20 protein-coding genes are annotated in these 22,595 nt (G+C 41.5%); 17 read left to right on the top strand and 3 right to left on the bottom strand.

Annotation, left to right across the window (positions count from 1 at the left end; genetic code table 11):
• Positions 1 to 192 precede the first annotated feature (192 nt).
• The 14 genes from spoIID to fabZ all read left to right on the top strand — a co-directional run bounded on the left by spoIID (position 193) and on the right by fabZ (position 16,790).
• Positions 193 to 1,209, top strand: a complete 1,017-nt coding sequence (gene spoIID, locus JN080_RS11730; protein WP_256236194.1) for a stage II sporulation protein D — start codon at positions 193 to 195, stop codon at positions 1,207 to 1,209.
• Positions 1,210 to 1,414: 205 nt separating this feature from the next.
• A complete protein-coding gene (locus JN080_RS11735; RefSeq protein WP_256236195.1) occupies positions 1,415 to 2,410 on the top strand; it encodes a nuclease-related domain-containing protein in 996 nt (331 codons plus the stop codon).
• A 97-nt stretch (positions 2,411 to 2,507) separates the two neighbouring features.
• Complete coding sequence (gene spoIIQ / locus JN080_RS11740) at positions 2,508 to 3,407, top strand: stage II sporulation protein SpoIIQ (protein ID WP_256236196.1); 900 nt, start codon at positions 2,508 to 2,510, stop codon at positions 3,405 to 3,407.
• Positions 3,408 to 3,569: 162 nt separating this feature from the next.
• Positions 3,570 to 5,543 carry a penicillin-binding transpeptidase domain-containing protein gene (locus JN080_RS11745; RefSeq protein ID WP_256236197.1) on the top strand — a complete coding sequence of 658 codons (1,974 nt, stop codon included), beginning with the start codon at positions 3,570 to 3,572 and terminating at the stop codon, positions 5,541 to 5,543.
• A 96-nt stretch (positions 5,544 to 5,639) separates the two neighbouring features.
• The gene (locus JN080_RS11750) at positions 5,640 to 6,536 is read left to right on the top strand and encodes an MBL fold metallo-hydrolase (RefSeq protein WP_256236198.1); all 897 of its coding nucleotides are present in this window, start codon (positions 5,640 to 5,642) and stop codon (positions 6,534 to 6,536) included.
• A gap of 522 nt (positions 6,537 to 7,058) precedes the next feature.
• On the top strand, positions 7,059 to 8,594 hold the full coding sequence (locus JN080_RS11755) for an MFS transporter (protein WP_256236199.1): 1,536 nt from the start codon (positions 7,059 to 7,061) through the stop codon (positions 8,592 to 8,594).
• Between the two features lie 238 nt (positions 8,595 to 8,832).
• Positions 8,833 to 9,900 carry a mannonate dehydratase gene (gene uxuA / locus JN080_RS11760; protein ID WP_256236200.1) on the top strand — a complete coding sequence of 356 codons (1,068 nt, stop codon included), beginning with the start codon at positions 8,833 to 8,835 and terminating at the stop codon, positions 9,898 to 9,900.
• A gap of 167 nt (positions 9,901 to 10,067) precedes the next feature.
• A complete protein-coding gene (locus JN080_RS11765; protein WP_256236201.1) occupies positions 10,068 to 11,690 on the top strand; it encodes a mannitol dehydrogenase family protein in 1,623 nt (540 codons plus the stop codon).
• Between the two features lie 627 nt (positions 11,691 to 12,317).
• Complete coding sequence (spoIIID, locus tag JN080_RS11770; RefSeq protein WP_256236202.1) at positions 12,318 to 12,593, top strand: sporulation transcriptional regulator SpoIIID; 276 nt, start codon at positions 12,318 to 12,320, stop codon at positions 12,591 to 12,593.
• Positions 12,594 to 12,742: 149 nt separating this feature from the next.
• Complete coding sequence (mreB, locus tag JN080_RS11775; protein ID WP_256236203.1) at positions 12,743 to 13,744, top strand: rod shape-determining protein; 1,002 nt, start codon at positions 12,743 to 12,745, stop codon at positions 13,742 to 13,744.
• 363 nt (positions 13,745 to 14,107) lie between these two features.
• Positions 14,108 to 14,896, top strand: coding sequence for a flagellar hook-basal body protein (locus tag JN080_RS11780; RefSeq protein ID WP_256236204.1), 789 nt, complete (start codon positions 14,108 to 14,110; stop codon positions 14,894 to 14,896).
• A 171-nt stretch (positions 14,897 to 15,067) separates the two neighbouring features.
• Positions 15,068 to 15,889, top strand: coding sequence for a flagellar hook-basal body protein (locus JN080_RS11785; protein ID WP_256236205.1), 822 nt, complete (start codon positions 15,068 to 15,070; stop codon positions 15,887 to 15,889).
• 14 nt (positions 15,890 to 15,903) lie between these two features.
• Complete coding sequence (locus JN080_RS11790) at positions 15,904 to 16,170, top strand: DNA-directed RNA polymerase subunit beta (RefSeq protein ID WP_256236206.1); 267 nt, start codon at positions 15,904 to 15,906, stop codon at positions 16,168 to 16,170.
• 182 nt (positions 16,171 to 16,352) lie between these two features.
• The gene (fabZ, locus tag JN080_RS11795; protein WP_256236207.1) at positions 16,353 to 16,790 is read left to right on the top strand and encodes a 3-hydroxyacyl-ACP dehydratase FabZ; all 438 of its coding nucleotides are present in this window, start codon (positions 16,353 to 16,355) and stop codon (positions 16,788 to 16,790) included.
• A 510-nt stretch (positions 16,791 to 17,300) separates the two neighbouring features.
• Here fabZ and JN080_RS11800 read toward each other — a convergent pair.
• Positions 17,301 to 17,621, bottom strand: a complete 321-nt coding sequence (locus JN080_RS11800) for an HD-GYP domain-containing protein (protein ID WP_256236208.1) — start codon at positions 17,619 to 17,621, stop codon at positions 17,301 to 17,303.
• Between the two features lie 497 nt (positions 17,622 to 18,118).
• Positions 18,119 to 18,538 (bottom strand): YwpF-like family protein, encoded by a 420-nt coding sequence (locus JN080_RS11805; protein WP_256236209.1) that lies wholly within the window; start codon positions 18,536 to 18,538, stop codon positions 18,119 to 18,121.
• A 361-nt stretch (positions 18,539 to 18,899) separates the two neighbouring features.
• Between JN080_RS11805 and ssb the strand changes: the two genes are divergently transcribed.
• The 3 genes from ssb to JN080_RS11820 all read left to right on the top strand — a co-directional run bounded on the left by ssb (position 18,900) and on the right by JN080_RS11820 (position 20,780).
• Positions 18,900 to 19,274, top strand: a complete 375-nt coding sequence (ssb, locus tag JN080_RS11810) for a single-stranded DNA-binding protein (protein ID WP_256236210.1) — start codon at positions 18,900 to 18,902, stop codon at positions 19,272 to 19,274.
• Positions 19,264 to 19,422, top strand: a complete 159-nt coding sequence (locus JN080_RS11815) for a hypothetical protein (protein WP_256236211.1) — start codon at positions 19,264 to 19,266, stop codon at positions 19,420 to 19,422. The genes ssb and JN080_RS11815 overlap by 11 nt, the downstream gene beginning before the upstream one ends.
• A 425-nt stretch (positions 19,423 to 19,847) precedes the next feature.
• Positions 19,848 to 20,780 (top strand): HD-GYP domain-containing protein, encoded by a 933-nt coding sequence (locus tag JN080_RS11820; RefSeq protein ID WP_256236212.1) that lies wholly within the window; start codon positions 19,848 to 19,850, stop codon positions 20,778 to 20,780.
• A gap of 61 nt (positions 20,781 to 20,841) precedes the next feature.
• Here the strand turns inward: JN080_RS11820 and JN080_RS11825 are convergent, their stop codons facing one another.
• Positions 20,842 to 22,506, bottom strand: a complete 1,665-nt coding sequence (locus tag JN080_RS11825) for an ATP-binding protein (protein ID WP_256236213.1) — start codon at positions 22,504 to 22,506, stop codon at positions 20,842 to 20,844.
• Between the last annotated feature and the right edge of the window lie 89 nt (positions 22,507 to 22,595).

Consider the following 22,595-nt stretch of genomic DNA (forward strand, 5'->3'; position numbering starts at 1 on the left):
ATATGCTGAAGTGAGTAAAATTATGCTTGTCTGCGAGTGGATTGCGATTGGATTTTTCGTAAAGTACGCCGCGGAATTAGTGGATCACCTAGCGAATTCAGCTGAATTTTTCAAAAAAATAAAGTCATAAATGCTTGTCCGCGTCCATATGTATGAATGAGTAGTACATAACTTCATACTGGAGGCTTTTTCATGAAAAAATTCAAACCACTCATCGTCCTCGCATCACTCCTATTTGTCGTAACCTTACTCATACCAGCCGTGCTCGTATTGCCATTTTCAGAGGAAAAGGCCAGCGGAAAGTTAGAAGAGAAGACTCCGAAAGCAACGGAAGTCACTGCAGACAAAGGTGTAGAAGTGGGTGTGTACCGTTTCTCCCAATCCAAACTAGAAAAAATCCCCCTAGAAGATTATCTCGTTGGCGTGGTCGCATCGGAAATGCCGGCTGATTTTCAGGAAGAAGCCCTCAAAGCACAGGCCCTAACCGCGAGAACGTATATTGTCAGACAATTAATGAGTAAGGAGAATCATCTCGGGCTGCCAAAAGGTGCTCAGGTTGGCGACACAACGATGGACCAGGTTTACTCTAGCGACGACCAGCTGCGCAAGGAATGGGGAGCGGATTATAGCTGGAAAAGGAAAAAAATCCTTGATGCTGTAAGAGCGACAAGCGGTCAAATCCTAACCTACAACGGTGACCCCATTCAAGCAACCTTTTTCTCGACAAGCAATGGCTACACCGAAAATTCCGAGGACTATTGGCCAAGCAAACTGCCATATTTACGCAGTGTCACGAGTCCATGGGATAAAAAATCACCCAAGTTCAGCAACCAGCAAATCTTCACTGTTAAAAACTTCGAAAATAAGCTTGGCGTTCACATAAGAAGTGGAGCCACCATCGGTCAAATCACCGAACGCACAGCCGGAAAACGTGTCGGCAAAGTGAACTTCAGCGGAAAAGTTCTATCTGGAAAGGAAATTCGTGAAAAACTCGATCTTAAATCCACCGACTTCACCTGGGAACGAAAAGGCGATAATATCATCATCAATACAAGAGGCTACGGCCACGGCGTTGGCATGAGCCAATACGGCGCGAACGGAATGGCTGCTGACGGCAAAACGTATCAAGACATCGTCAAACACTATTACACCGGTGTGGACATCACCTCCACAGAGAGCACGCTCGCCCTGATAACAGCAAACAAATAACCAGTCCACGGACTGGTTATTTGTTTTGGTTTGGATTTTTGTGGAGGAGGGGGTCGATATCGGACCAAAAGAGGTCGATAAATGAGGGAAAGCGGTCGATATGTGGAGAAAAGACGTAGATAAAATCATAAATATCCAAAAAACAGAAGGATTTTGAAAGAAGAAAGAGAATACTATAATCGAAAAAGAGAAGGGAGTGAAGTGCTTGTTTTTGAAACCCTGTTTACCTCCCGAAAGAGCTCTCCTAGATTTGGCGCTAAAAAGGAGAATTGAGAATTTTCATCCGAAACGGAGTGTGATTGAAGAAGACTATCACCATCGAATGACCGGATATCGAGGCGAGAAGTCAATTGATTATTATTTAGAAAAGCTGCCTAAAGATAAATATGATATTATTCATGATCTTCGCTTGCCATGCACGGAAGAAGATAAATTTTTTCAAATTGATACGCTTGTTTTATCAACCTCGTTGATCTTACCCCTCGAAGTAAAAAACTGGGCGGGGGACCTTCACTTTGATAAACATCTCAACCAAGTGCTTCGTACTTTTCCTAATCAAACGAAAAAAAAACGGGTTCAAAATCCGATCCTGCAAGTCCACGAACAGGCACACCAACTTAAAAACTGGCTGGCGCACCACAATTTAGGTAACGTACCGGTTGAATATTTGTTCGTAAACAGTAATGATAAAACAATCATTACCACTGATCCTGGAAATGAGAAAATTTTTCAAAGAGTGTGCACGAATGAAACCTTGATTGACAAAATCCACCTGTTAACCCAAACTCAAAAACCCGCGAATCCTAAAAAATCCAATTTAAAAAAACTAGGAGAAGCCTTGTTAGCCGCACATACACCCCCAGTGTTTACGATTCAAAAACTCTATAATATTTCACCCTATGAAATCCTCACCGGTGTATATTGCCCAAAGTGCCTTTCGCTTCCAATGGTATATAATAAAGGTACATGGTATTGTTCTCAATGCAGCCATCAGTCAAAAACAGCCCATATTGAAACCCTCAACGATTATTTCCTGCTGATTAAACCCTCGATCACGAACGCAGAATTCCGGCAATTCCTTCACATTTCATCAGCTCGCAGCACGAATAGGATCCTCAAATCACTAAATTTACCCTATACAGGCACGAACAAAGGGCGTATTTATTACAAGCCAGAAAAAATTTTTACCCCTGATGCATAAAATATTTCGCATTGTCGAAAAATAAGCAGAAAAAAATTTTTTTGGGCGTGTATATAATTCTACTGATCTGTTCAGACTGATTGCTGAGGTGATGATAATGAGAGAGGAAGAAAATAAACGATCTTCTCAAAGCTCCAGCTTTAAACGCTTCATGAAAAAGCGTTGGGTATTTCCAGCCATTTATATTGCAAGTGCAGCAATCATATTGACTGCGGTCCTATGGTATCAAACAAGTAACAACAACGCGACAGACAAATACGATTATAAATCTACTGATATTGCTGGCAAAAAATTCAATGATCCGGCGATTGAAGTTAACCGCACGATGGAAAACTTTGCAATGCCTGTGAAGGATGCAGCACAAGCTGTTGTCCAAAAGAAATTCTATGATTTCTCAGGCAAAAAAGCCGATCAGGAAGCTGCATTAGTAGTTTATAAAAATACGTATGTTCCAAACACTGGGATTGACATTGGCATGAACGATGGCAAAGAATTCGATGTTGTGGCAGCTATGAGCGGTAAAGTTACAAAAGTGGAAGAAGATTCTCTGTTAGGAAATGTCATTGAAGTTGAACATGACAATGGCGTAGTCACACAATATGAGTCTGTTAAAGATATGAAGGTTAAGGTTGGCGACCAAATCGAACAGGGACAAGTGATTGCCAAGGCTGGACAAAGCTTGTTCAATGAAAAAGCTGGAACACATGTGCATTTTGAAATCCGCAAAGATGGCGTAGCAGTAAATCCGCAAAACTATTTTAACAAACCGTTGAGCGCATTACTGGACGATCAATCTGCGACAAAAAAGTCTTCAAACGTAATTGATAACAAGCAAAAAATTGATGATAGCAAGAGCAAGGATCAAAATTCAACAAAAGATAAATCAACAAATGACACAAACACGAACGACAAAAAAACAAATGACACAAACACAAATGATACAAAAACAAAGAGCACGACTCCGTCAGACAGCTCTTCAACTGATACAAATTCATAATAAACTAGGGGGGAGGGACACCTCCTCTTTTTTTTGTGCGAACATGGGGACGGTTCTTTTGATTCAATCAAAAGAACCGTCCCCGTTCATGTGTGCAATCGTTTGCCTTTGCACGTAAAAACTGTAAAATTATAGATAAATAAGGTAGAGGGGGGATGCTAGTTGAAGAAATGGATTGGGTTCCTTTTTACAGCAGTGGTTTTAACGGTGGTGATTGCTGGGTGCAGCAGGGGACCAACGCCGCAGGATCGATTTTCGGAATACATAGGGCTATGGAAGCAGCAAAAGTTTTCCAGCATGTATGAGTACTTGTCGAAGGATGCGAAGAAGTCGATCACGAAGCAGGAGTTTGTCAGCCGCTATAAGAAAATTCATGGTGATCTGGAGGTTTCGGACCTCAAGCTCAGTTTTAAAAAGCCGAAGGAAGAAACGGCGACGCTGCCGTTTTCGGCAAAAATGAACAGCATAGCGGGGCCGATTCAATTTACGAAGAAGGCCAAGATGGTGAATGAGGACAAAAATTGGTATGTGGATTGGAATACGACGTATATTTTTCCTGAGCTGAAGAAAGGCGATAAGATTAGCTTTGCGACATCGCCGCCGGAGCGGGGGCAGATTGTCGACCGCAATGGCAACGGGATGGCTGTGAATGGCCAGGTTTATGAGGTAGGTGTCATTCCGGGGAAAATGGGCGAGCAGAAGGATTACGTGGTTACGCAGCTTTCGAGCCTGCTGCAAATGACACCTGACGAGATAAACCAGGCGATCGGCGCGAGCTGGGTGAAGCCTGACTATTTTGTTCCATTGAAGAAGGTTGCACTGGACGACCAGGCTCGGATTGCGCAGTTAATTGCGCTAGCGCCGGTACAGACGAAAAAGGTCTCAGCCAGGGTTTATCCGTATAAGGACGCTGCGGCACAGCTGATCGGCTATGTAGGCGGGATTACGGCAGACGAATTGGCGAAATGGAAGGCCAAGGGCTACACGAGCAATGATGTGATTGGAAAAAGAGGCCTAGAGCAGGTGTACGATGAGCAATTACGGGGTGAGCCAGGCGTCAAGGTTACGATTAAAAAGGCCGACGGGACTGAGACGGTTCTGGCTGAAAAAGCAGTTATGAACGGCAAGGACATTACGCTCACGATTGATGCGAATGCCCAGCAAAAAGTATTTGCCGGCATGAACGGGGAAGCAGGCACCGCAGCAGAAATGAACCCGGTGACAGGAGAAACGCTTGCACTAGTCAGTTCTCCGTCCTTCGATCCCAACCAGGCGGCGTTGGGCTTTTCCGCAGACGCTTGGAAGGCACTCCAGGATAATCCGCAGCAGCCGCTGTCGACCCGCTTTAAGCAAGCCTACGCTCCTGGCTCGACGATGAAGCCGATCACGGCCTCAATCGGGTTGGCGGCGAAATCGCTAGACCCGGCGCAGGGGATCGCGATTAGCGGCTTGAAATGGCAAAAGGATCAATCGTGGGGGAATTATTTTGTCACACGGGTCCATGAATCCAGTCCGGTTAATCTTGAAAGCGGGCTAGTCCTCTCGGATAATATTTACTTCGCGCAGGCGGCGTTAAAGATCGGTCAGGCACAATTCAGCGATGGCTTGAAAAAGTTTGGCTTTGAAGAGAAGATTGACTATCCGTTCCCGCTGTCGACCTCGACGTTCGGAAAGCTGGATAGTGATATTTCACTAGCTGATTCTGGCTACGGACAGGGGCAGGTACAAATGAGTATCGTGCATTTGATGGCGGCCTACACGCCGTTTGTCAATGGCGGCAATATGATCAAACCTGTTTTGTTGATGACGGATCAAAAAAATCAGATTTGGAAGCAGCAGGTGGTATCAAGCGGGGACGCGGCGCTCATCTCGGGCATCCTGCGGAAGGTTGTCGGCGATCCAAGCGGAACAGCACACGCTGCTGACATGGCAGATTATCCGCTGGCTGGGAAAACCGGAACAGCGGAAATCAAGCAAAAGCAGGGCGAAACCGGAACGGAAAACGGCTGGTTTGTCGCGTATAATGTCAACTCACCAAATTTGCTGATTGCAATGATGGTAGAAAACGTCCAGAACAGAGGCGGCTCGCAAATACCAGTTAAGCTAGTAAAGGGCATCGTTGAAGGAATGAAATGAAACATGGGGACGGTTCTTTTGAGTTCATTTTGACTCAAAAGAACCGTCCCCGTGAACCGTGAAAACATGAAATACGCATCAAGAGGGGCGAATACGATGGAAAAGCCAATAATAAAGGTGGCAGACCAAACGTGGATGATTACCGACTATTATTTAGATAATTACTATGTCCTTGAAGGAGAGCAATTTGCTGCTTTAATCGATACAGGAATCGGAATGGGCGATATGCTGGGGGATGTTCGAAAATTAACAGATAAACCGATTAAGGTATTGTTGACTCACGGGCATCCGGATCATTGTGGCGGGGTGTACGCTTTTGACGCGGTGCCTTATATGAATCCGCTCGATGAAGATATCGCAAGAATTTTTTATGATGAATTTCCGCAGTATCGAAGAAATTATGTGGGTTCAAGAGGTCCATTACGTTTACCAGAAAAGGATAGAGATAAAATCCAAGAATTACTGGATGATGTACCTGAAGCGACTGCCAAATTTGCATTCAAGCCATTAAAAGAAGGCGATATTTTTGAACTGGGGAATCGTTCGTTGGAAGTGATCAGTACTCCGGGGCACTCAAGTGGTAGTGTTGCATTTTTAGATATAAAACAGCGAATTTTATTTAGTGGCGATATCGTGGGAGATTCTGTTTTACTATTTGGGCGCTCCAACGTCGAGGAAGAGGTAAATGTTCATAAAAATCTATTCCATGATAGTCACGCAAATGATCGTTTGCCGGATGATTATAATGAAGAATGCTTAGAAAGGTTTCTGGACGGTTTAAAAAAAATGTGGAGCAGGAGCGAAGAATTTGACCATCTAGCCGTTGGACATGGACAACCATTACGAGATAAAACAATGATTCAAGATTTTATTCGAATCACCGAGAAACTTTTAAACCGTGCTGTCAATGGAACTTATGAAGAAACATCGATTCGTCGAGGATGGGTCTATAAAGAAAACGACCTTGAATTATGGTATAAATGCGAAAAGTAAATACGAGTGGCTCATGGGGACGGTTCTTTTGAGTCAAAATGAACTCAAAAGAACCGTCCCCGTGAACTTTCGTGAACTTCATTCTCTTGAAACCCATTCATTAACAATAAATGGGCGATTTTGTGGACATTTTGAAACTATCAAAAAAGCGGTTGCAAAGTTAAGTAAGCGGTATTATAATGACAATGTAGCAAGCGACTAGCATACTAGAATACTAATATACCAATATTTCCTGCAGAGGAGGTAACATATCAGTACTGGTTAATGATTGAATTGGCCCAGTAAATGTAAATTGTGTTAATCAAAACGAAAACTCATACCTTGTGCAAAGTTTGGAAAAATAGTGTCAGAGGTAAGTCAAACTCTAATGAGAAAATATCGCTAATAAAAGTTACATGCAAAACGGTATGTTTATCTATCAAATTCTAATGTCATGTGAAAAAGTGAACATTTATTTTTTGTAAAATAAAGTAAGCGTTTTACTTATAGTTATATTATTTATTTATAGAGGGGGCATTATGAATGGCCAGGAAAAATAAAACAATTACCCTTCCAACAAGTATCGGTTTCGGATTAACAGATATGATGGGCGGAGGAGCCTTCACAATTATTGGTGCATGGCTATTATTCTTTTTTACAAAGTTTGCAGGTTTAACTCCTGTTGAGGCCGCATCAATCATCGCGATTGCCCGGATTGTGGATGCAGTCGTCAGTTTATTTATGGGCAGCTTATCAGATAACTTCTTTAAATTTAAATTGGGAAGAAAATTTGGCCGACGCAGATTTTTCTTACTGATTGGCTCACCTTTAATGCTTGTTTACGTTTTACTGTGGGTAACAGGAATGCATTATCTATACTATCTGCTTACATACTTAGCGTTTGAAATTATCGCGGCAATGGTATTGATCCCGTGGGAAACGCTTCCTTCAGAAATGACAAAAGACTTTAATAAAAGAACAAAATTATCAACAGCTAGAATGTTCATTTCAGGTACAGGTACATTTTTAGCAACGTTTATTCCAGGTCAATTATTCGGTATTTTAGGACAGGACAGTCCTATGTCTTTCCTAATCAATGGCGCATTCTTCGCAGTACTGTTTGCGATTTGTATCTTTATTTCTTTCCGCTCAACATGGGAAAGAGAAGTTTCACCTGAGGATATGCAGAAATACATCGATGCCAAGAAAGAGCACAAAAGCTTTGCTGACAATTTAAAAGGCATTACGCAAACATTAGTTGATTTTGGTTCCACTTTCAAAGTAAAAAGTTTCCGTAAGCATTTACTTATCTATATTTGCTCAATGACAGCAAAAGATGCTTTTAACGCAGTGTTTGTATTCTACTGTGTATATGCATTGAATAGCACATCATCACTTGCGGCCAACTTACTTTCATTTAGTATCATTGGACTTCCAGGGGCAATCGTTTATGGATTCTTAATGATAAAAATTGGACCAGCTAACTTATTCAAAATTTCTTATTCAACGATGATCCTTTGTTTATTAGGATATGGAGCAGTTTATTTATACCATCCAAGTAACTTACTCCTTACTTTAGGAATTATCTCATTCGTCTATCAAATCGGCAGAAGTATGCTGGAATTTGTTCCTTGGAATGTGTTCCCATTCATTCCAGACGTAGACGAAATGATTACCGGAAAAAGACGCGAAGGAATCTTTGCATCCGTTATGACATTCTTTAGAAAATCTTCCGTGGCACTTGCAACCTTCTTAGTTGGGGCAGTCCTGCAAGCTGGAGGTTTTGTTCAAAAAGCACCAACACAGTCAGTAAGCGCTGTTCACACGATTGTTGGGATCATGCTTATTGGGGTTATCGGATTACTGCTGGTAGCATTGATTGCAGCCTTCACATTTAAATTGAACAAACAAACACATGGTATTCTTGTTGATGAAATCAACCGTTTGAAAAACAACGGAAGCAAAGAAAATGTGGATCCAAAAACAAAACAAGTTGTCGAAACACTTACCGGTTATAAATATGAAAAACTATGGGGCGGCAAAACAAAAGCTGAATTCCCACAAGCTAAAGCTAACTAACTGAAAACAAGGGTGAAAACATGGGGACGGTTCTTTTGATCTAAAAGTATTCAAAAGAACCGTCCCTTTGTATCGTTTGTATACGAACAGATCAGAGGGGAAATTTTAAAAATAAAACTTGGACCTGGGACAAACATCTCTGAAGTTTGCCGCGGGAAAGAACGTACGTGGACAATGATTCAAAAGAACCGTCGCCCCAACACACCACAACACCCTCAACATGAAGGAGGAACTAAGATTGCAAATGACATTTAGATGGTATGGAGAAGGCAATGACTCCATTACTTTAAAACAAATTCGCCAGATACCGGGAGTTAAAGGAGTGGTATGGGCACTGCATGATGTGCCTGTTGGAGAGGTTTGGCTTGCCGGCCGGATCGAGGAAGTAGTAAATCAGGCCAGTGAGTATGGTTTAAATACAGAGGTAGTTGAGAGCGTTAATATTCATGAAGATATTAAGCTTGGATTACCTACGAGAGATAAATATATCGAAGCGTATAAAGAAACATTGAAAAACTTAAGCAAATTCGGCGTTAAGTGTGTATGTTATAACTTTATGCCTGTATTTGATTGGTTCCGTACCGATTTATTTAAAGAAGCAGAGGATGGCAGTACTGCCTTATTTTTCGATGCCAAAAAGGTTCTTTCCCTTACACCAGAAGAGGTTGTAAAGAATATGGAAGAGAACGCCAAGGATTTCACACTCCCAGGTTGGGAACCTGAAAGATTAAAGGATTTGAAATCTTTATTTGCTCAGTATAAAAATATTTCAGAAGCTGATTTATTAGCGAATCTAACTTATTTTTTGAAAGAAATTTGCCCGGTTGCGGAAGAGTGCGGCATTAAAATGGCGATCCATCCAGATGACCCGCCATTCTCCATCTTTGGTTTACCACGGATCGTCAAAAATAAAGAGGATATTGGGCGTCTTTTAGATGCTGTCGACAGTCCCTCCAATGGGTTAACTTTTTGCTCTGGTTCGTTAGGTGGCAATATAAACAATGATTTAATTGATATTGCGAGGACTTTTACAGATCGAATTCCGTTCGCCCATATCCGGAATGTAAAACACTTTGGAGATGGCAGCTTTATTGAAACATCCCATAATGTTGAAGATGGTTCTTTACCGATTACAGGAATTGTCAATGCATTATATGAGAATGGATTCGACGGCTATATTCGCCCGGATCATGGCAGACATATTTGGGATGAAGTATGCCGTCCAGGCTACGGCTTATACGACCGTGCCTTAGGAATCATGTATTTACTAGGTGCTTGGCATACAAATGCTTTATTAAAAGAGTAGGAAACATGGGGACGGTTCTTTTGCTTAAAAAGGGGCATAAGAACCGTCCCCATGAGTCTACATATTCATTTTTGCAAAAGGGAATGCTCTTATTATAAAAATGTTCATTTATATCTTACTGTCAATGATCATTTATGAATGAGGTTTGAAAATAAGGAGGGGTACAATTGGTTAAGTTAGGAATTGAAGAGTTAAAAACGCAAAAAGACAAATTTGCTCAGATTGGGATTAAAACACCAGAATATGATTTTGAAAAAGTGTGGGAAGCAACGAAAAAAGAGCCGATTTGGCTACACTTCGGTCCAGGTAATTTATTTAGAGCCTTCCATTCTGTTTTACAGCAGCATTTAATTGAAAAGAAGGAAACCGATAAAGGGGTTATTGTTGTTTCTACCTTCAGTGATGCCTTGATTGAAAAAGTTTATCATCCATACAATAACTTAAGTTTGGATGTCGTGATGAAAGCCGATGGCTCATTGGATATGGAAGCTGTGGCCAGTGTTGCGGAAAGTCTTTCTACATATAGCGGGCCGGAATCATGGCAACGGTTAAAAGAGATCTTTAAAAACCCATCTCTCCAATTTGTTACTTTTTCAATCACAGAAAAAGGCTATGACTTACGAGACATGAATGGAGAAATCCGTCCCGCCTTTAAAGATGAAATCCAGAAGGGACTTGAGCATCCAAACCATGCGATGATTTTGCTGACATCCCTTTTATTTGAAAGATATCAAAATGGAAAGGCTGCTTTAGCGCTGGTAAGTACTGATAATTTCTCTCATAATGGCGACAAGTTGAAAGCTGCTGTTTTCACAGTAGCAAATATGTGGCTGGAAAACGGTGTTGTCGATCAAGGCTTTATTGATTATCTCAATGATCAAACGAAAATTACCTTTCCGTGGAGTATGATTGATAAAATTACACCGCAGTCCTCTCCAATCGTTGCAGAAAAGTTACAAGCACTTGGCTACGAAAGTGCTGAACTGATTCGAACGAGACCAAATGGCCCGGCAATTGCACCATTTGTGAATACGGAGGAAAGCCAATATCTTGTCATTGAGGACCTTTTTCCAAATGGAAGACCACCGTTAGAAAAAGTCGGTGTCTACTTTACGGAAAGAGAAACTGTTGACAAGGTAGAAAGAATGAAAGTATGTACCTGCTTAAATCCACTTCATACTGCATTAGCGATCTTTGGTTGTTTGCTTGAATACACATCGATTGCTGATGAAATGAAGGATGAAGATTTAAAAACACTGGTTGAAAAAATTGGCTATGATGAAGGCATGAAGACAGTTACCAACCCTGGCATCATTGACCCAATGCAGTTTATTAAAGAGGTCATTGAGGTACGTTTTCCAAATCCGAATAACCCAGATACACCACAACGGATTGCGACAGATACTTCACAGAAGCTGGCGATTCGCTTTGGGGAAACAATCAAATCGTATGTCCAAAGAGACGAACTACATGTCAAAGATTTAACGCTTATCCCATTAACGATCGCTGCTTGGTGCCGTTATTTGATGGGCATCAATGATGCTGGTAAAGAAATGACGATTAGTCCAGATCCACTTTTAGAAGAAGTGCAGCAATATATCAAAAAGATCGAATTTGGAAATCCAGATTCAGTCGGCGACTCCCTAAAACCAATTCTCTCAAACCACAAAATCTTTGGTGTTGATTTATACGAAATTGGTTTAGGAGAAAAAGTAGAAGAATTCTACAAACAACTCATCAAAGGACCAGGTGCAGTCAGAACCACATTGCACAACCAAGTCAATAAGTAATGAAAAAGTGACTAAAGGGACGTTTCTCTTGAGTCACTTTTTTAGGGTTAGGGCCTGCTTTCAGTTTGGAAATTTACAGTAAATGGAAAGATGCTCATAACTGCATCAAAATGGTTCATAACTCTCGGAAATGGGTCATAAGTAAGGCAGAATGGTTCATAAACTCTAAAAATGGTTCATAACCAAGCGGGTGGTCGAAAAAAATAAGGGATAAAATACCTGAGCCAGGCTGCGACCTGGCTTCAACTCATGGGGAGTTAAAAGGTTATCATGAGAACCGTCCCTATGCATTCCCCTATGCATTCCTTATGCATTATTTGAGGATGTCGAATAATGAAATTATACAGAATTAATTACTAAATTTTCAAAAAACTTTATCTTTCGTGCATATTCCCGTATCCAAGCTAATAAACTATAAAAAACCTTTATAAAGAGAGTGTTTGAGGTGAGGAGTCGTTTTTGACAACGGGATTTCAGTTGGGGACATGATTATTCATTGAACGCACAGAAAGCAGCAGGCATAGCTTTCTGCCGTATGTTTCTGCATGCGGGTAGTAGTATTTCATCGAAGTGATAAGCGGGTCTCATTTCACACTTCTCACATCCAATTTGGGGAGGGCGAGTGGTGTGCACGATTACATCAAAGAGAGAACTATCAAGATTGGAAAGTATATCGTGGAGACGAGGAAAACGGTTCGCGTGATTGCGAAGGAGTTTGGCGTATCCAAAAGTACAGTCCATAAAGATTTGACAGAAAGACTTCCTGAAATTAACCCGGACCTAGCAAATGAGGTAAAAGAAATTTTAGATTATCATAAATCGATCCGACACCTTCGGGGCGGAGAGGCCACAAAAATGAAATACCAGAAAGAAGAAAGAGAAGGGGAAGCTGTAAAGCAATAAATGTAGATATCCAACATTCCTTTTTTCCTTGAACATGACATGACTCTACACAAATTTACAAACTTTTTGTATGAAATGAATATTTATTGTGCTACAATATACAATTAGGACAGTATGTGGATTCCTTATCAAGGAGGAAAGAAAAGAGAATGTTTGCAAGGGATATTGGTATTGATTTAGGAACGGCTAATGTGTTGATTCACGTTAAAGGCCGGGGGATTGTTTTAAATGAGCCCTCTGTCGTAGCAATCGATAAAAATACAAACCGTGTTCTTGCCGTTGGCGAGGAAGCACGCAAAATGGTTGGACGTACACCAGGAAACATTGTAGCAATCCGTCCACTTAAAGACGGTGTCATCGCAGATTTTGACGTAACAGAAGCAATGTTAAAGCATTTTATTAATAAATTAAATGTAAAAGGCTTTTTATCAAAGCCGCGCATCTTGATTTGCTGCCCAACGAACATCACAAGTGTCGAGCAAAAAGCAATTCGCGAAGCTGCTGAAAAAAGCGGCGGGAAAAAGATTTATTTAGAAGAAGAACCAAAGGTAGCCGCAATTGGCGCCGGAATGGACATATTCCAGCCAAGCGGAAACATGGTAGTTGACATCGGAGGAGGAACGACGGATGTAGCTGTGCTATCAATGGGCGACATCGTTACATCTTCCTCCATAAAAATGGCTGGCGACAAATTCGATGCAGAAATCTTAAATTACATTAAACGTGAATACAAGCTTCTCATCGGAGAGCGTACAGCTGAAAATATAAAAATTGGGATCGGAACCGTCTTCCCAGGATCCCGCTCCGAGGAAATGGAAATTCGCGGCCGTGATATGGTCAGTGGCCTTCCAAGAACGATTTCTGTTCGCTCCGAAGAAGTGGAGCAAGCACTAAGGGAACACGTTGCCGTAATTGTTCAGGCAGCCAAGACCGTTCTTGAGCGCACACCGCCAGAATTATCCGCAGATATCATTGATCGCGGTGTCATTCTCACAGGCGGCGGAGCATTGTTACATGGAATTGACACGCTGCTAGCCGAAGAACTAAAGGTTCCCGTACTCGTAGCAGAAAATCCAATGAGCTGCGTAGCAATTGGTACAGGCGTTATGCTCGACAACATCGATCGTCTTCCAAAAAGAAGAATCATATAAACAATCAAAAAGTCTAATATTCATTAGACTTTTTTGCGTTTTAGAAGGTTCGAGCTCCAAATACGGATAACGAACCAGAATATACGAATAAACGAAGAAATCATACGGTTATCTGGAAAATCATACAGACAAAATCCAAAAAAGACGGATAACTGAGCGGGGTAGCGGCTTCTTTCACGGGGAGGTTTCTTTTGAATAAAAATGGAGTCACAAGAACCGTCCCCATGCCCCCCATGCCCCCATGTTTTTCGATTAATTTTCACAGGATGCGACTTTTTTCTGCAAATAGTTGGTGTGTATTTTGTGAAAGTTTTCTATAATAAAGGTAAGTGTGGACGATGGGGTCCAAAAGAGGTGGAATGGATGTTTAAGGGTTTTTATACGGCTGCTTCGGGGATGCTTGCCCAGCAGCGCAGGACGGATATGTTAACAAATAATATGGCAAATGCCAATACACCTGGATTTAAAGAAGATCAATCAACCTTAAGGGCGTTTCCTGATATGCTGTTGGAGCTGATGAACGGACAGACGCCAGGGGGTCCAAAGGTTGGCTCGCTGAGTACGGGCGTCTATATGCAGGAAGCGATTCCGAGATTTATTCAAGGTGATATGAAGGAAACAGATAATAAAACTGATATGGCCTTGGTCGATATCAATGCAAACGGATTGAGGGGTTCGGTCTTTTTCACGGTCCAGGACCCGAGCGGACAGCCCCGCTACACGCGAAACGGTAATTTTACATTAGATGCACAGGGCTATTTAACGACAGGCAACGGCCAATACATACTTGATACCAATGGCAAGCCGATTCAGCTTTCAAGCGACCAATTCACGGTGAGTGATACCGGCCTGATTACTGGCCAAAATGGTGAACAAGCTCAACTGGGAATTGCTTTTGCTGCCCAGCCAGGGAGTCTGATTAAAGAAGGCAACGGACTGTATCGAACGGAAAGTGGCACGTCACTCGCCAGCGCCGCCAACCAACAGTTCAAGCTCCAGCAGGGCTTCCTTGAACAATCGAATGTTGATCTGAGCAAATCAATGACGGATATGCTGACGGCCTACCGCTCTTTTGAAGCAAACCAAAAGATTTTGCAAGCCTATGACCGCAGTATGGAAAAAGTAGCGAATGAGGTCGGAAAGATCGGTTGATTTTTTAGAAAAAGTGAACAAAATGTGACATACGCGGAATAAATGGTGAAATCCACGGAAAAACAAACAAAACGCGCGGAATAATCTACAATACTGGCGGAATTCTCCGGTTAGCAGGCGGAATTATTTTTCCCATAGCAGGCGGATAATTTTTTCAAGGGAGGTTTAAAAATGAATACCTCAATGATTACGGCAACCAATACTTTGAGTCAATTACAGAAGCAGTTGGACATAATAAGTAATAATCTCGCCAATCTTGATACAACTGGATACAAAAGCAAACAAGCCAGCTTCACGGACTTGCTTGTTCAGCAGTTTGCTAATCAGCCGGATGCCGGGAAAGAAGCAGGGCGGCTGACGCCGAACGGAATCCGCCAAGGCACAGGGGCTAAGCTGAATCAGGTGGAAATGAACAGTAGCCAGGGGAGCTTCAAGCCAACCGACAGGGACCTTGACACAGCTTTTCAAAAAGAGGGCCAGTACTACAAGGTGCTGGTCCAAAAGGATAACACAAGCTCAGTCCAATATACCCGGAACGGTGCGCTCGAACTATCGCCTGTTGCCAATAACGAGACGATGCTTGTCACGAGCGAAGGCTATCCAATTTTGGATGAAAATAATAACCCAATTATTATTGCCGGCGATGTAGGGAAAATTGATATCACCCAAAATGGGACAATGAATGTAGCGATGACAAATGGAACGATGCAGTCCTTTAACCTGGGTGTCGTTCAAATCAATAAGCCGCAATTGTTTGAGCAAAAAGGTGGAAGCTTGATCGGACTTCCAAATAACGTAACGGCGGCAAATGGCATGTTGACTGAGCTTCCAAGGGAACAGATTTCAATTGGCCAGCGTATGCTCGAGCAATCAAATGTAGATATGTCGAAGGAAATGACCGATATGCTGAACGTACAGCGTTCGTATCAATTTCAATCCCGGGCCGTGACGATGGCGGACCAAATGATGGGCCTGATTAATGGGATTCGTTAAAAGGGGTAGGATGAATGACGGAAAAACAAGCCTTAACACGCGAAGAGTATAAAAAACTCAAGCTAGCGGAACAGAAGCAGGCAGCGGAACATGTGGAGACACCTACCCGTACCGGCCTGATTCCGATGTGGCTTCGTTTTGTCATCTTCATCGCCCTGATCATTATTTGTGTGACAGCAGGGGCGCTGGTTGGTTATAGCGGGATCGGCGGCGGGAAGGCGGTCGACGTGTTCAAGGGATCAACCTGGTCCCATATTTACGATCTTGTTGAGAAAAAATAACAGGTCCCGCTTTTCCTTAAAGATAAGAATGTAAAAATTTTCACTTTGAGAATTGTCTAGCCTCGACGCACAGGATGTGGACGTGGCGGGTTTTAGTCGACGTTCCTTAATTTGGGCGCTTGCGCTTTTCTTAGTGTATAATAAAAAATAAGAACCTAATAGTAGTAGGAGGTACTAACCGAATGCTTGATATCGCTCAAATAAAAGAAATTATTCCCCACCGCTATCCATTTTTGCTAGTTGATCGAATCCTAGAAGTAGAGGAAGGCAAACGAGCAGTTGGCCTGAAGAATGTCTCCGCCAATGAGGAGTTCTTCAATGGACATTTTCCTGAATACCCCGTCATGCCTGGAGTTTTAATTGTTGAAGCGCTCGCGCAGGTCGGCGCCGTTGCTGTACTGATCAAAGAAGAAAACCGCGGCCGCTTGGCGTTTTTCGCGGGAATCGACAGCTGCCGCTTCAAACGGCAAGTCAGACCAGGTGACCAGCTGCGTCTTGAAGTTGAAATGACGCGCGTCCGCGGCTCAATCGGCAAAGGCAAAGCCACAGCCACAGTGGACGGCGAGATCGCTTGTGAAGCCGAAATCACTTTTGCCTTAGGAGCCAAAAAAGAAGAATAGAATTACATAACGAAAACAGCACGCCGACCGGGCGTGCTGTTTTCATGTTTAAAAGCATCCAAAAATAGAGGCCTATGAAAAATTATGAACCATTTTCGTTGGTTTAAGAACCATTTGGGAACAGTTATGAGCCGTTTTTTGATAATTATGGACCATTTCCAAGTAGTTATGAGCATTTAGACATTTTCTGGAAAATACACCTAGCTAAAAAGCCAGTCCGCGGACTGGCTTAAGTATTTGTCTTTCAATTTTCTATAAAAAATTGAGCCTAAATTTTAAATCTCCCAATAAAGGCTTTCATGTCATCGGCCAAGCGAGTGAGGCCTTGGGCGGACGAGGTGACTTCTTCCATGCTGGCTACCTGTTCTTCAGTAGCGGCAGCACTTTCTTGGGTAGAAGACAATTCTCCTTCGGCGATGGCCTGAACATTGCCAATCGTATCGACAATAATCTCGCTTTGAGCCGTTAATTGCTCGACAGCGGAGGAAACATATTGGATATTTTTGGAAACTACTTCAATCGATTTTGTAATACTCGTAAAGGCGTTGTATCATCTGTTAATTTCCCAGGCTTGGTCAATATATGCTTAGGAATTCCAATCTTCCCAATATCGTGCAGCAGCCCGCCAATTCGAATGACATTGCACAAGTCTTTAGACAACTTCAACTTTTCTGCCATTGTAAGTGCAAGCTTTGCTACATTTTTAGAATGATGCAATGTATAGGGATCTCTCGAATCCAAAGCGTTGACAAGGGCTTTTGTTAATTCAAAATTATCTTCTCTGACTTTTTGAACATTTTTCATTAATCCAACAGAGATAAATGCTATCAAAAGATAGGTCAACAAATATATAAGAAATGAAATAATATTATAGGAAGGGTCTGGTATTAGAAAAGATCTACATATTACCACTAGAGTAGTAAGTAAGGCTATAAACCAAGTCGACCTGTTATAGAATCCTATCTCTAAAAAAATTGCACAAAAGATATAAAGAATATAAAAATTATCATCATTTTCAATCATAAAGATGTTTATAATTATACTTAAAATCAAAACGATAAAAAAACTATATCGAAAGAAATTAGGATAATTTAGCCATCTAGTAAATAGTTTAAACATAGTACCTCCGTTTGTTCGTGGTGTATAGTGGGGTCCTATTTTAGGAACGGTAGGAGAAAAACGAATAATATCTAATTTAGCATTAGTGTAGGGGGTATTACTTATTATTTGAATAGTAAGTTTTTATTACAAAAACTCGTTCCAACACAAATGAAAAAGAACTTGGAAACCAAGTTCTTTTCATCAATTACAATTAAATTTATTATTCGTCACTTTACCCGTGGCACGCTGTTTTTTTGCTTGATAAATTCGGTGAGAAGATCTTCGCCTGCAAATCCTTGTTTCATCAGCCGATCAATCAAAATTTGGCTATGGTTTTTTGTTGTTCTGCGCAGCTGACCTTCAAGTAAAACACTTATATGCCCCTCAAATAACTGCAGACAGCTAATCTTCGTTTGTAAAAAGACAGGGTCATTGTCTGCCTTCGTAATGACGACCTTCACAATAATGTCTCTTTTTTCATCGGCAATTTTTTTAAAATAATCGTAAAGTGAAAGCTCTGTGTAGGCCTCGAGCAGCCAGGTAGAGTGCTCATCTTCTTTATTGATAATCAGTCCGTGATCCAATGGGACGTCGACGCTTTTGTCATCTTCCATTACAGCTAATGAGATTAACTTAAAGGTTTTCATTACATGCCCCCCATATCGATACTAGTTAGAACGATTATACCATAAGACCGAGGCAAACCTCTATTGTCGGACTTTATGGGCTTGTTTTGTGTTACTCTTGCTCCAATAAACAAGGTTACAAAATCAACAATGAGCTTTAACACAGCCTTGTGATAGGGAAACGAAGATTTTGTCGAAAAATATTGAGACGGTGTTGGAAAACTGGTGATTATTGTTGAAATCAATCGTGAAAAGGTCATTTTCACTAAAGGGAAAATAGCCTTTTGAATGTCAAAGACTACTTGAAAATGGTTTTTCGCCTTTTTACAAGCATGCTCCAGCGGGATATGATAGTGCCATCAACCTGAAAGGAGTAAAAGGAATGATCAATCAAGTGACCATTGTCGGAAGATTGACGAAGGACCCCGAGATGAAGATGACAACCGAGGGAATCCCCGTTGCCCATGTCACGCTTGCCGTTAACCGCCAATTTCGAAACCACAACGGTGAAATTGAGGCTGATTTTATCCAATGCACGCTTTGGCGCAAAGCTGCGGAAAACACGGCACACTACTGCCGCAAGGGATCGGTTCTCGGTATCACAGGCCGAATTCAGACTAGGCACTACGATAATCAGGAGGGCAGAAGAGTGTATGTTACCGAGGTCATTGCCGATACAGTTCGGTTTCTCAGCCGGAAGCCGGAGATTGAAGCAAAGGAACAAAAAATAGAGGAGGAATTGCCATTTGGTCTATAGTGATGAAATCCCCCAGCTGCTTGAAAGCTTAATAAGAATGGTTGGCAAGTCAAATCAAAATGTCGACAGCCTGCAAAAACGCGTCTCCCAACTTGAATGGTTACTCCACGAACAACAATTTGAAAAGATACCTGTCCGAAATTCCTAACCTATCCCTCACTCCCTCTAAAAAAAATCAATCCACTCTCCGCAAAACAGCCCTAGCCTTGCTCTGACGCTATGCGTCGGAGTTTTTTTGTTATGGGGACGGTTCTTTTGACTCCAACCTGTGAAAAGGTGCAAAAGAACCGTCCCCATAAAGTCATAAAGTCCATAAAAATCTGGTGGGACAATGTATAAAAAGCATCCATCCGGATATACTTTTAGAAAACCCCCCCTGTTTTTTAAAATGGAGGCCGCTGAATCCCGATTCAGCGGCCTCTTCGTGGGGACGGTTCTTTTGCTTCCTTCTAAAGGAAGCAAAAGAACCGTCCCTATGCTTTTTCCCAGATTGTTCATAACTCCTTTGAAAATTCACCGCATTTGTAGGATATAATTTCTTCAGAAGCAATCGGAAGAAAGGAGTTCTTCCTCTTGAATGAACTTTTAAAAAGAGCCGCCATCTTCGAGAGAAGAGTGATCTATCAGACGGCATTCTTAATTGTCCTGCTCGCAACCTTAGTCCTGCACCTATTTTTCAAAATTAATCTCAATCTATTCTTAGAAGGAACCTTTATTGTAGTCTGCATTTTTCTAGGGATAGGTTTTCGCCATAAAAGCATTTCCGTCCTATTCATCGCCACCGCAGTGTTATCCTGCCTGAACGGTTACATCGGTATGCCGGACTTTCACATCATGGATCTCTTGTCCTACCTTTTTCACTGGGCTGTCTACTTTGTGCTAACCTTGATGATCAAACTACTAATCGAACGTTATCAACAAGAGCAGGATGACACCTTATCGCTCGTGCTAACACTATCAAAAATACTTGATGCCAGAGACACTTACACAGCATCGCATTCCGAAAATGTCGCCAAATATGCGCTGATGATCGCGGAAAAAATGCAGCTGGCTCCCAGAACATGCAATAATATTTATATCGGGGCACTGTTACATGACATCGGAAAAATCGGCGTGCCCGGGCAAATCCTAAACAAGCCGTCCCAATTAACCGAAGATGAATTCCAACTCATCAAACAACACCCAATAATAGGCTTCGAAATGGTTGACCATATTTCCAAATTCAAGAAAAACAGCCTCTTGGACATCATTCTGTATCACCACGAACGATACGACGGCAGCGGATATCCCTTTGGGTTAAAGGAACACAATATCCCGCTCGCCGCAAGGATTGTCTCAGTAGCAGACTCCTTCGACGCAATGACTTCCAAACGGGTGTATAAAAACCAACCCTTAACCATGAACTATGTAATCAATGAAATAAAACAAAACAGCGGCACCCAATTTGATCCTGCCGTTGCCAACGCACTCGTCACCCTGCTAGAAAACGAAAAAATCAAAATGTAAATGACATGGGGACGGTTCTTTTGCTTCCTTCCAAAGGAAGCAAAAGAACCGTCCCTTTGTTTCACAAGGGAAGTTTCACTTCAATCGTAGTACCCTTATTTTCTTTGCTGGATATGACAATGGAGCCTTTGTGATTTTCGATAATCTTTTTACTTACCATAAAACCTAATCCTGTTCCTTTTTCCTTTGTTGTGTAGAAGGGCTGACCCAACTTTGAAAGGAGGTGATTTGGTATTCCATATCCTTGATCAATAAAGCGAATGAATAACTCATCTTTATTGATACTCTCCATTTGGATAACGAACTCTCCACCTTGTGGCATGGCTTCAATGGCATTTTTTACAAAGTTAATGAACGCCTGTTTTAGTTGACTTTTTTCACACCTTACAACTACTTCTTCAGAATCAAAATCCGTTTTGATGACAACACCATTCATATTAGCTTGAGGGACCAATAAGGTAACAACATCCTTAAGCAACATCGAGATATTCTCTAGTTTAAAATCTATCAACTGAGGTCTGGCAAGCATCAGAAGTTCGCTAAGAATAAGCTCAATTCGATCTATTTCAGATTCCATAACATCAAAATACTTCTTTTTCACACTGCCAGACTGCAAGAGTTGCAGAAATCCTTTTATGGTGGTAACAGGGTTACGAATTTCATGGGCAATACTTGCAGCTAATTCACCAGCAATCGATAGTTTTTCAGTCCTAATGAGCACCTCTTGTGCTTGCTTTTTTTCAGTAATATCCCTAATAATAACTGCCCATCCGTTAATTTTTTCTTCCTCTGACCATAAGGGGAAACTCGACAGCACCACATTTAGATGATTGCCATCCTTCGTATTTCTTATAGTTTCATATCCTACAATCTTTTCACCTGATATCACAAAGCTTCTATTTCGATTGATTTCAAATTTCCTGTCATCTGGAATAAACGGCATATCGATCACATGTAATCCTAATGATTCGTTTGCAGACCAGCCAAATGTTCTTTCAAAGGCGGGGTTAACAGTGATAAGCTTTTCACCCTTATCAAATATCAAGATAGAATCTAAATTCTCCATAATAAATGATGCCAGTTGATGTTTTGTTGCCTTCAATTGCCCCTCGATTTGTTGATGTTCCTTTTGTACAGATAAGAAAGGACTTATATTGGTTCTTCTTTTATAGAGATTAGATTTCACTAATTCATGATCGGTCATGAGGTATTCATGATTTCGAAGCAATTGATTTTGTAAGGATGCTGAAATTTGCTGACCATCATAGGCACAAACAGAAATCATTCCGGAGGAACTTACACTCTGATCGGCCACATTTTCAAAGTTAACGAGTTTTGAAAAAATATCCGCTTGCTCTTTCCATTCAACATGTGCCCAGGTTCTTATTGAAATGTGCTGGTCTTGAAACGGTTTTACTATTTTTGAAAAATGTTTGGCAATACTTTCATAATTAAAATCCCCGTATAAACCATAAAATAGAACATTATCAACATAATGAATATATTTTAATTCGTCATGTGACAGCGATTCTTGAAGACGGCGAAAAATGCGTGCAGATCTTAGCTTGTTGTCAATAACAAAAAGATGCTGCCCAAGTTCGATACCCGTCATAATATAAGAAACCGCATTTTCAACATATCTATCAACTGCATCGTAGATATATAAAATATGTCCATGGTTTGAGATCTTTAACATATCGGTTAATTGTACGATCTGTTCCTTCATTGGAGCACCTCATAATAATAGTCTAAAGAAAATACCATCTTAATAGAGTAAAGTAAATTTCATGATGGTATCGTATATGGTGTAAGGAG

This window comes from Bacillus sp. EB600, from assembly GCF_024494385.1.
In the GTDB taxonomy this organism is placed as follows: Bacteria; Bacillota; Bacilli; order Bacillales; family Cytobacillaceae; genus JAEVLT01.

Coding starts and splice junctions, on each gene's coding strand:
- spoIID (WP_256236194.1), top strand. CDS start 193: ATGAAAAAATTCAAACCACTCATCGTCCTCGCATCACTCCTATTTGTC.
- spoIIQ (WP_256236196.1), top strand. CDS start 2,508: ATGAGAGAGGAAGAAAATAAACGATCTTCTCAAAGCTCCAGCTTTAAA.
- JN080_RS11750 (WP_256236198.1), top strand. CDS start 5,640: ATGGAAAAGCCAATAATAAAGGTGGCAGACCAAACGTGGATGATTACC.
- JN080_RS11755 (WP_256236199.1), top strand. CDS start 7,059: ATGGCCAGGAAAAATAAAACAATTACCCTTCCAACAAGTATCGGTTTC.
- mreB (WP_256236203.1), top strand. CDS start 12,743: ATGTTTGCAAGGGATATTGGTATTGATTTAGGAACGGCTAATGTGTTG.
- JN080_RS11780 (WP_256236204.1), top strand. CDS start 14,108: ATGTTTAAGGGTTTTTATACGGCTGCTTCGGGGATGCTTGCCCAGCAG.
- JN080_RS11785 (WP_256236205.1), top strand. CDS start 15,068: ATGAATACCTCAATGATTACGGCAACCAATACTTTGAGTCAATTACAG.
- JN080_RS11790 (WP_256236206.1), top strand. CDS start 15,904: ATGACGGAAAAACAAGCCTTAACACGCGAAGAGTATAAAAAACTCAAG.
- fabZ (WP_256236207.1), top strand. CDS start 16,353: ATGCTTGATATCGCTCAAATAAAAGAAATTATTCCCCACCGCTATCCA.
- JN080_RS11805 (WP_256236209.1), bottom strand. CDS start 18,538: ATGAAAACCTTTAAGTTAATCTCATTAGCTGTAATGGAAGATGACAAA.
- ssb (WP_256236210.1), top strand. CDS start 18,900: ATGATCAATCAAGTGACCATTGTCGGAAGATTGACGAAGGACCCCGAG.
- JN080_RS11825 (WP_256236213.1), bottom strand. CDS start 22,506: ATGAAGGAACAGATCGTACAATTAACCGATATGTTAAAGATCTCAAAC.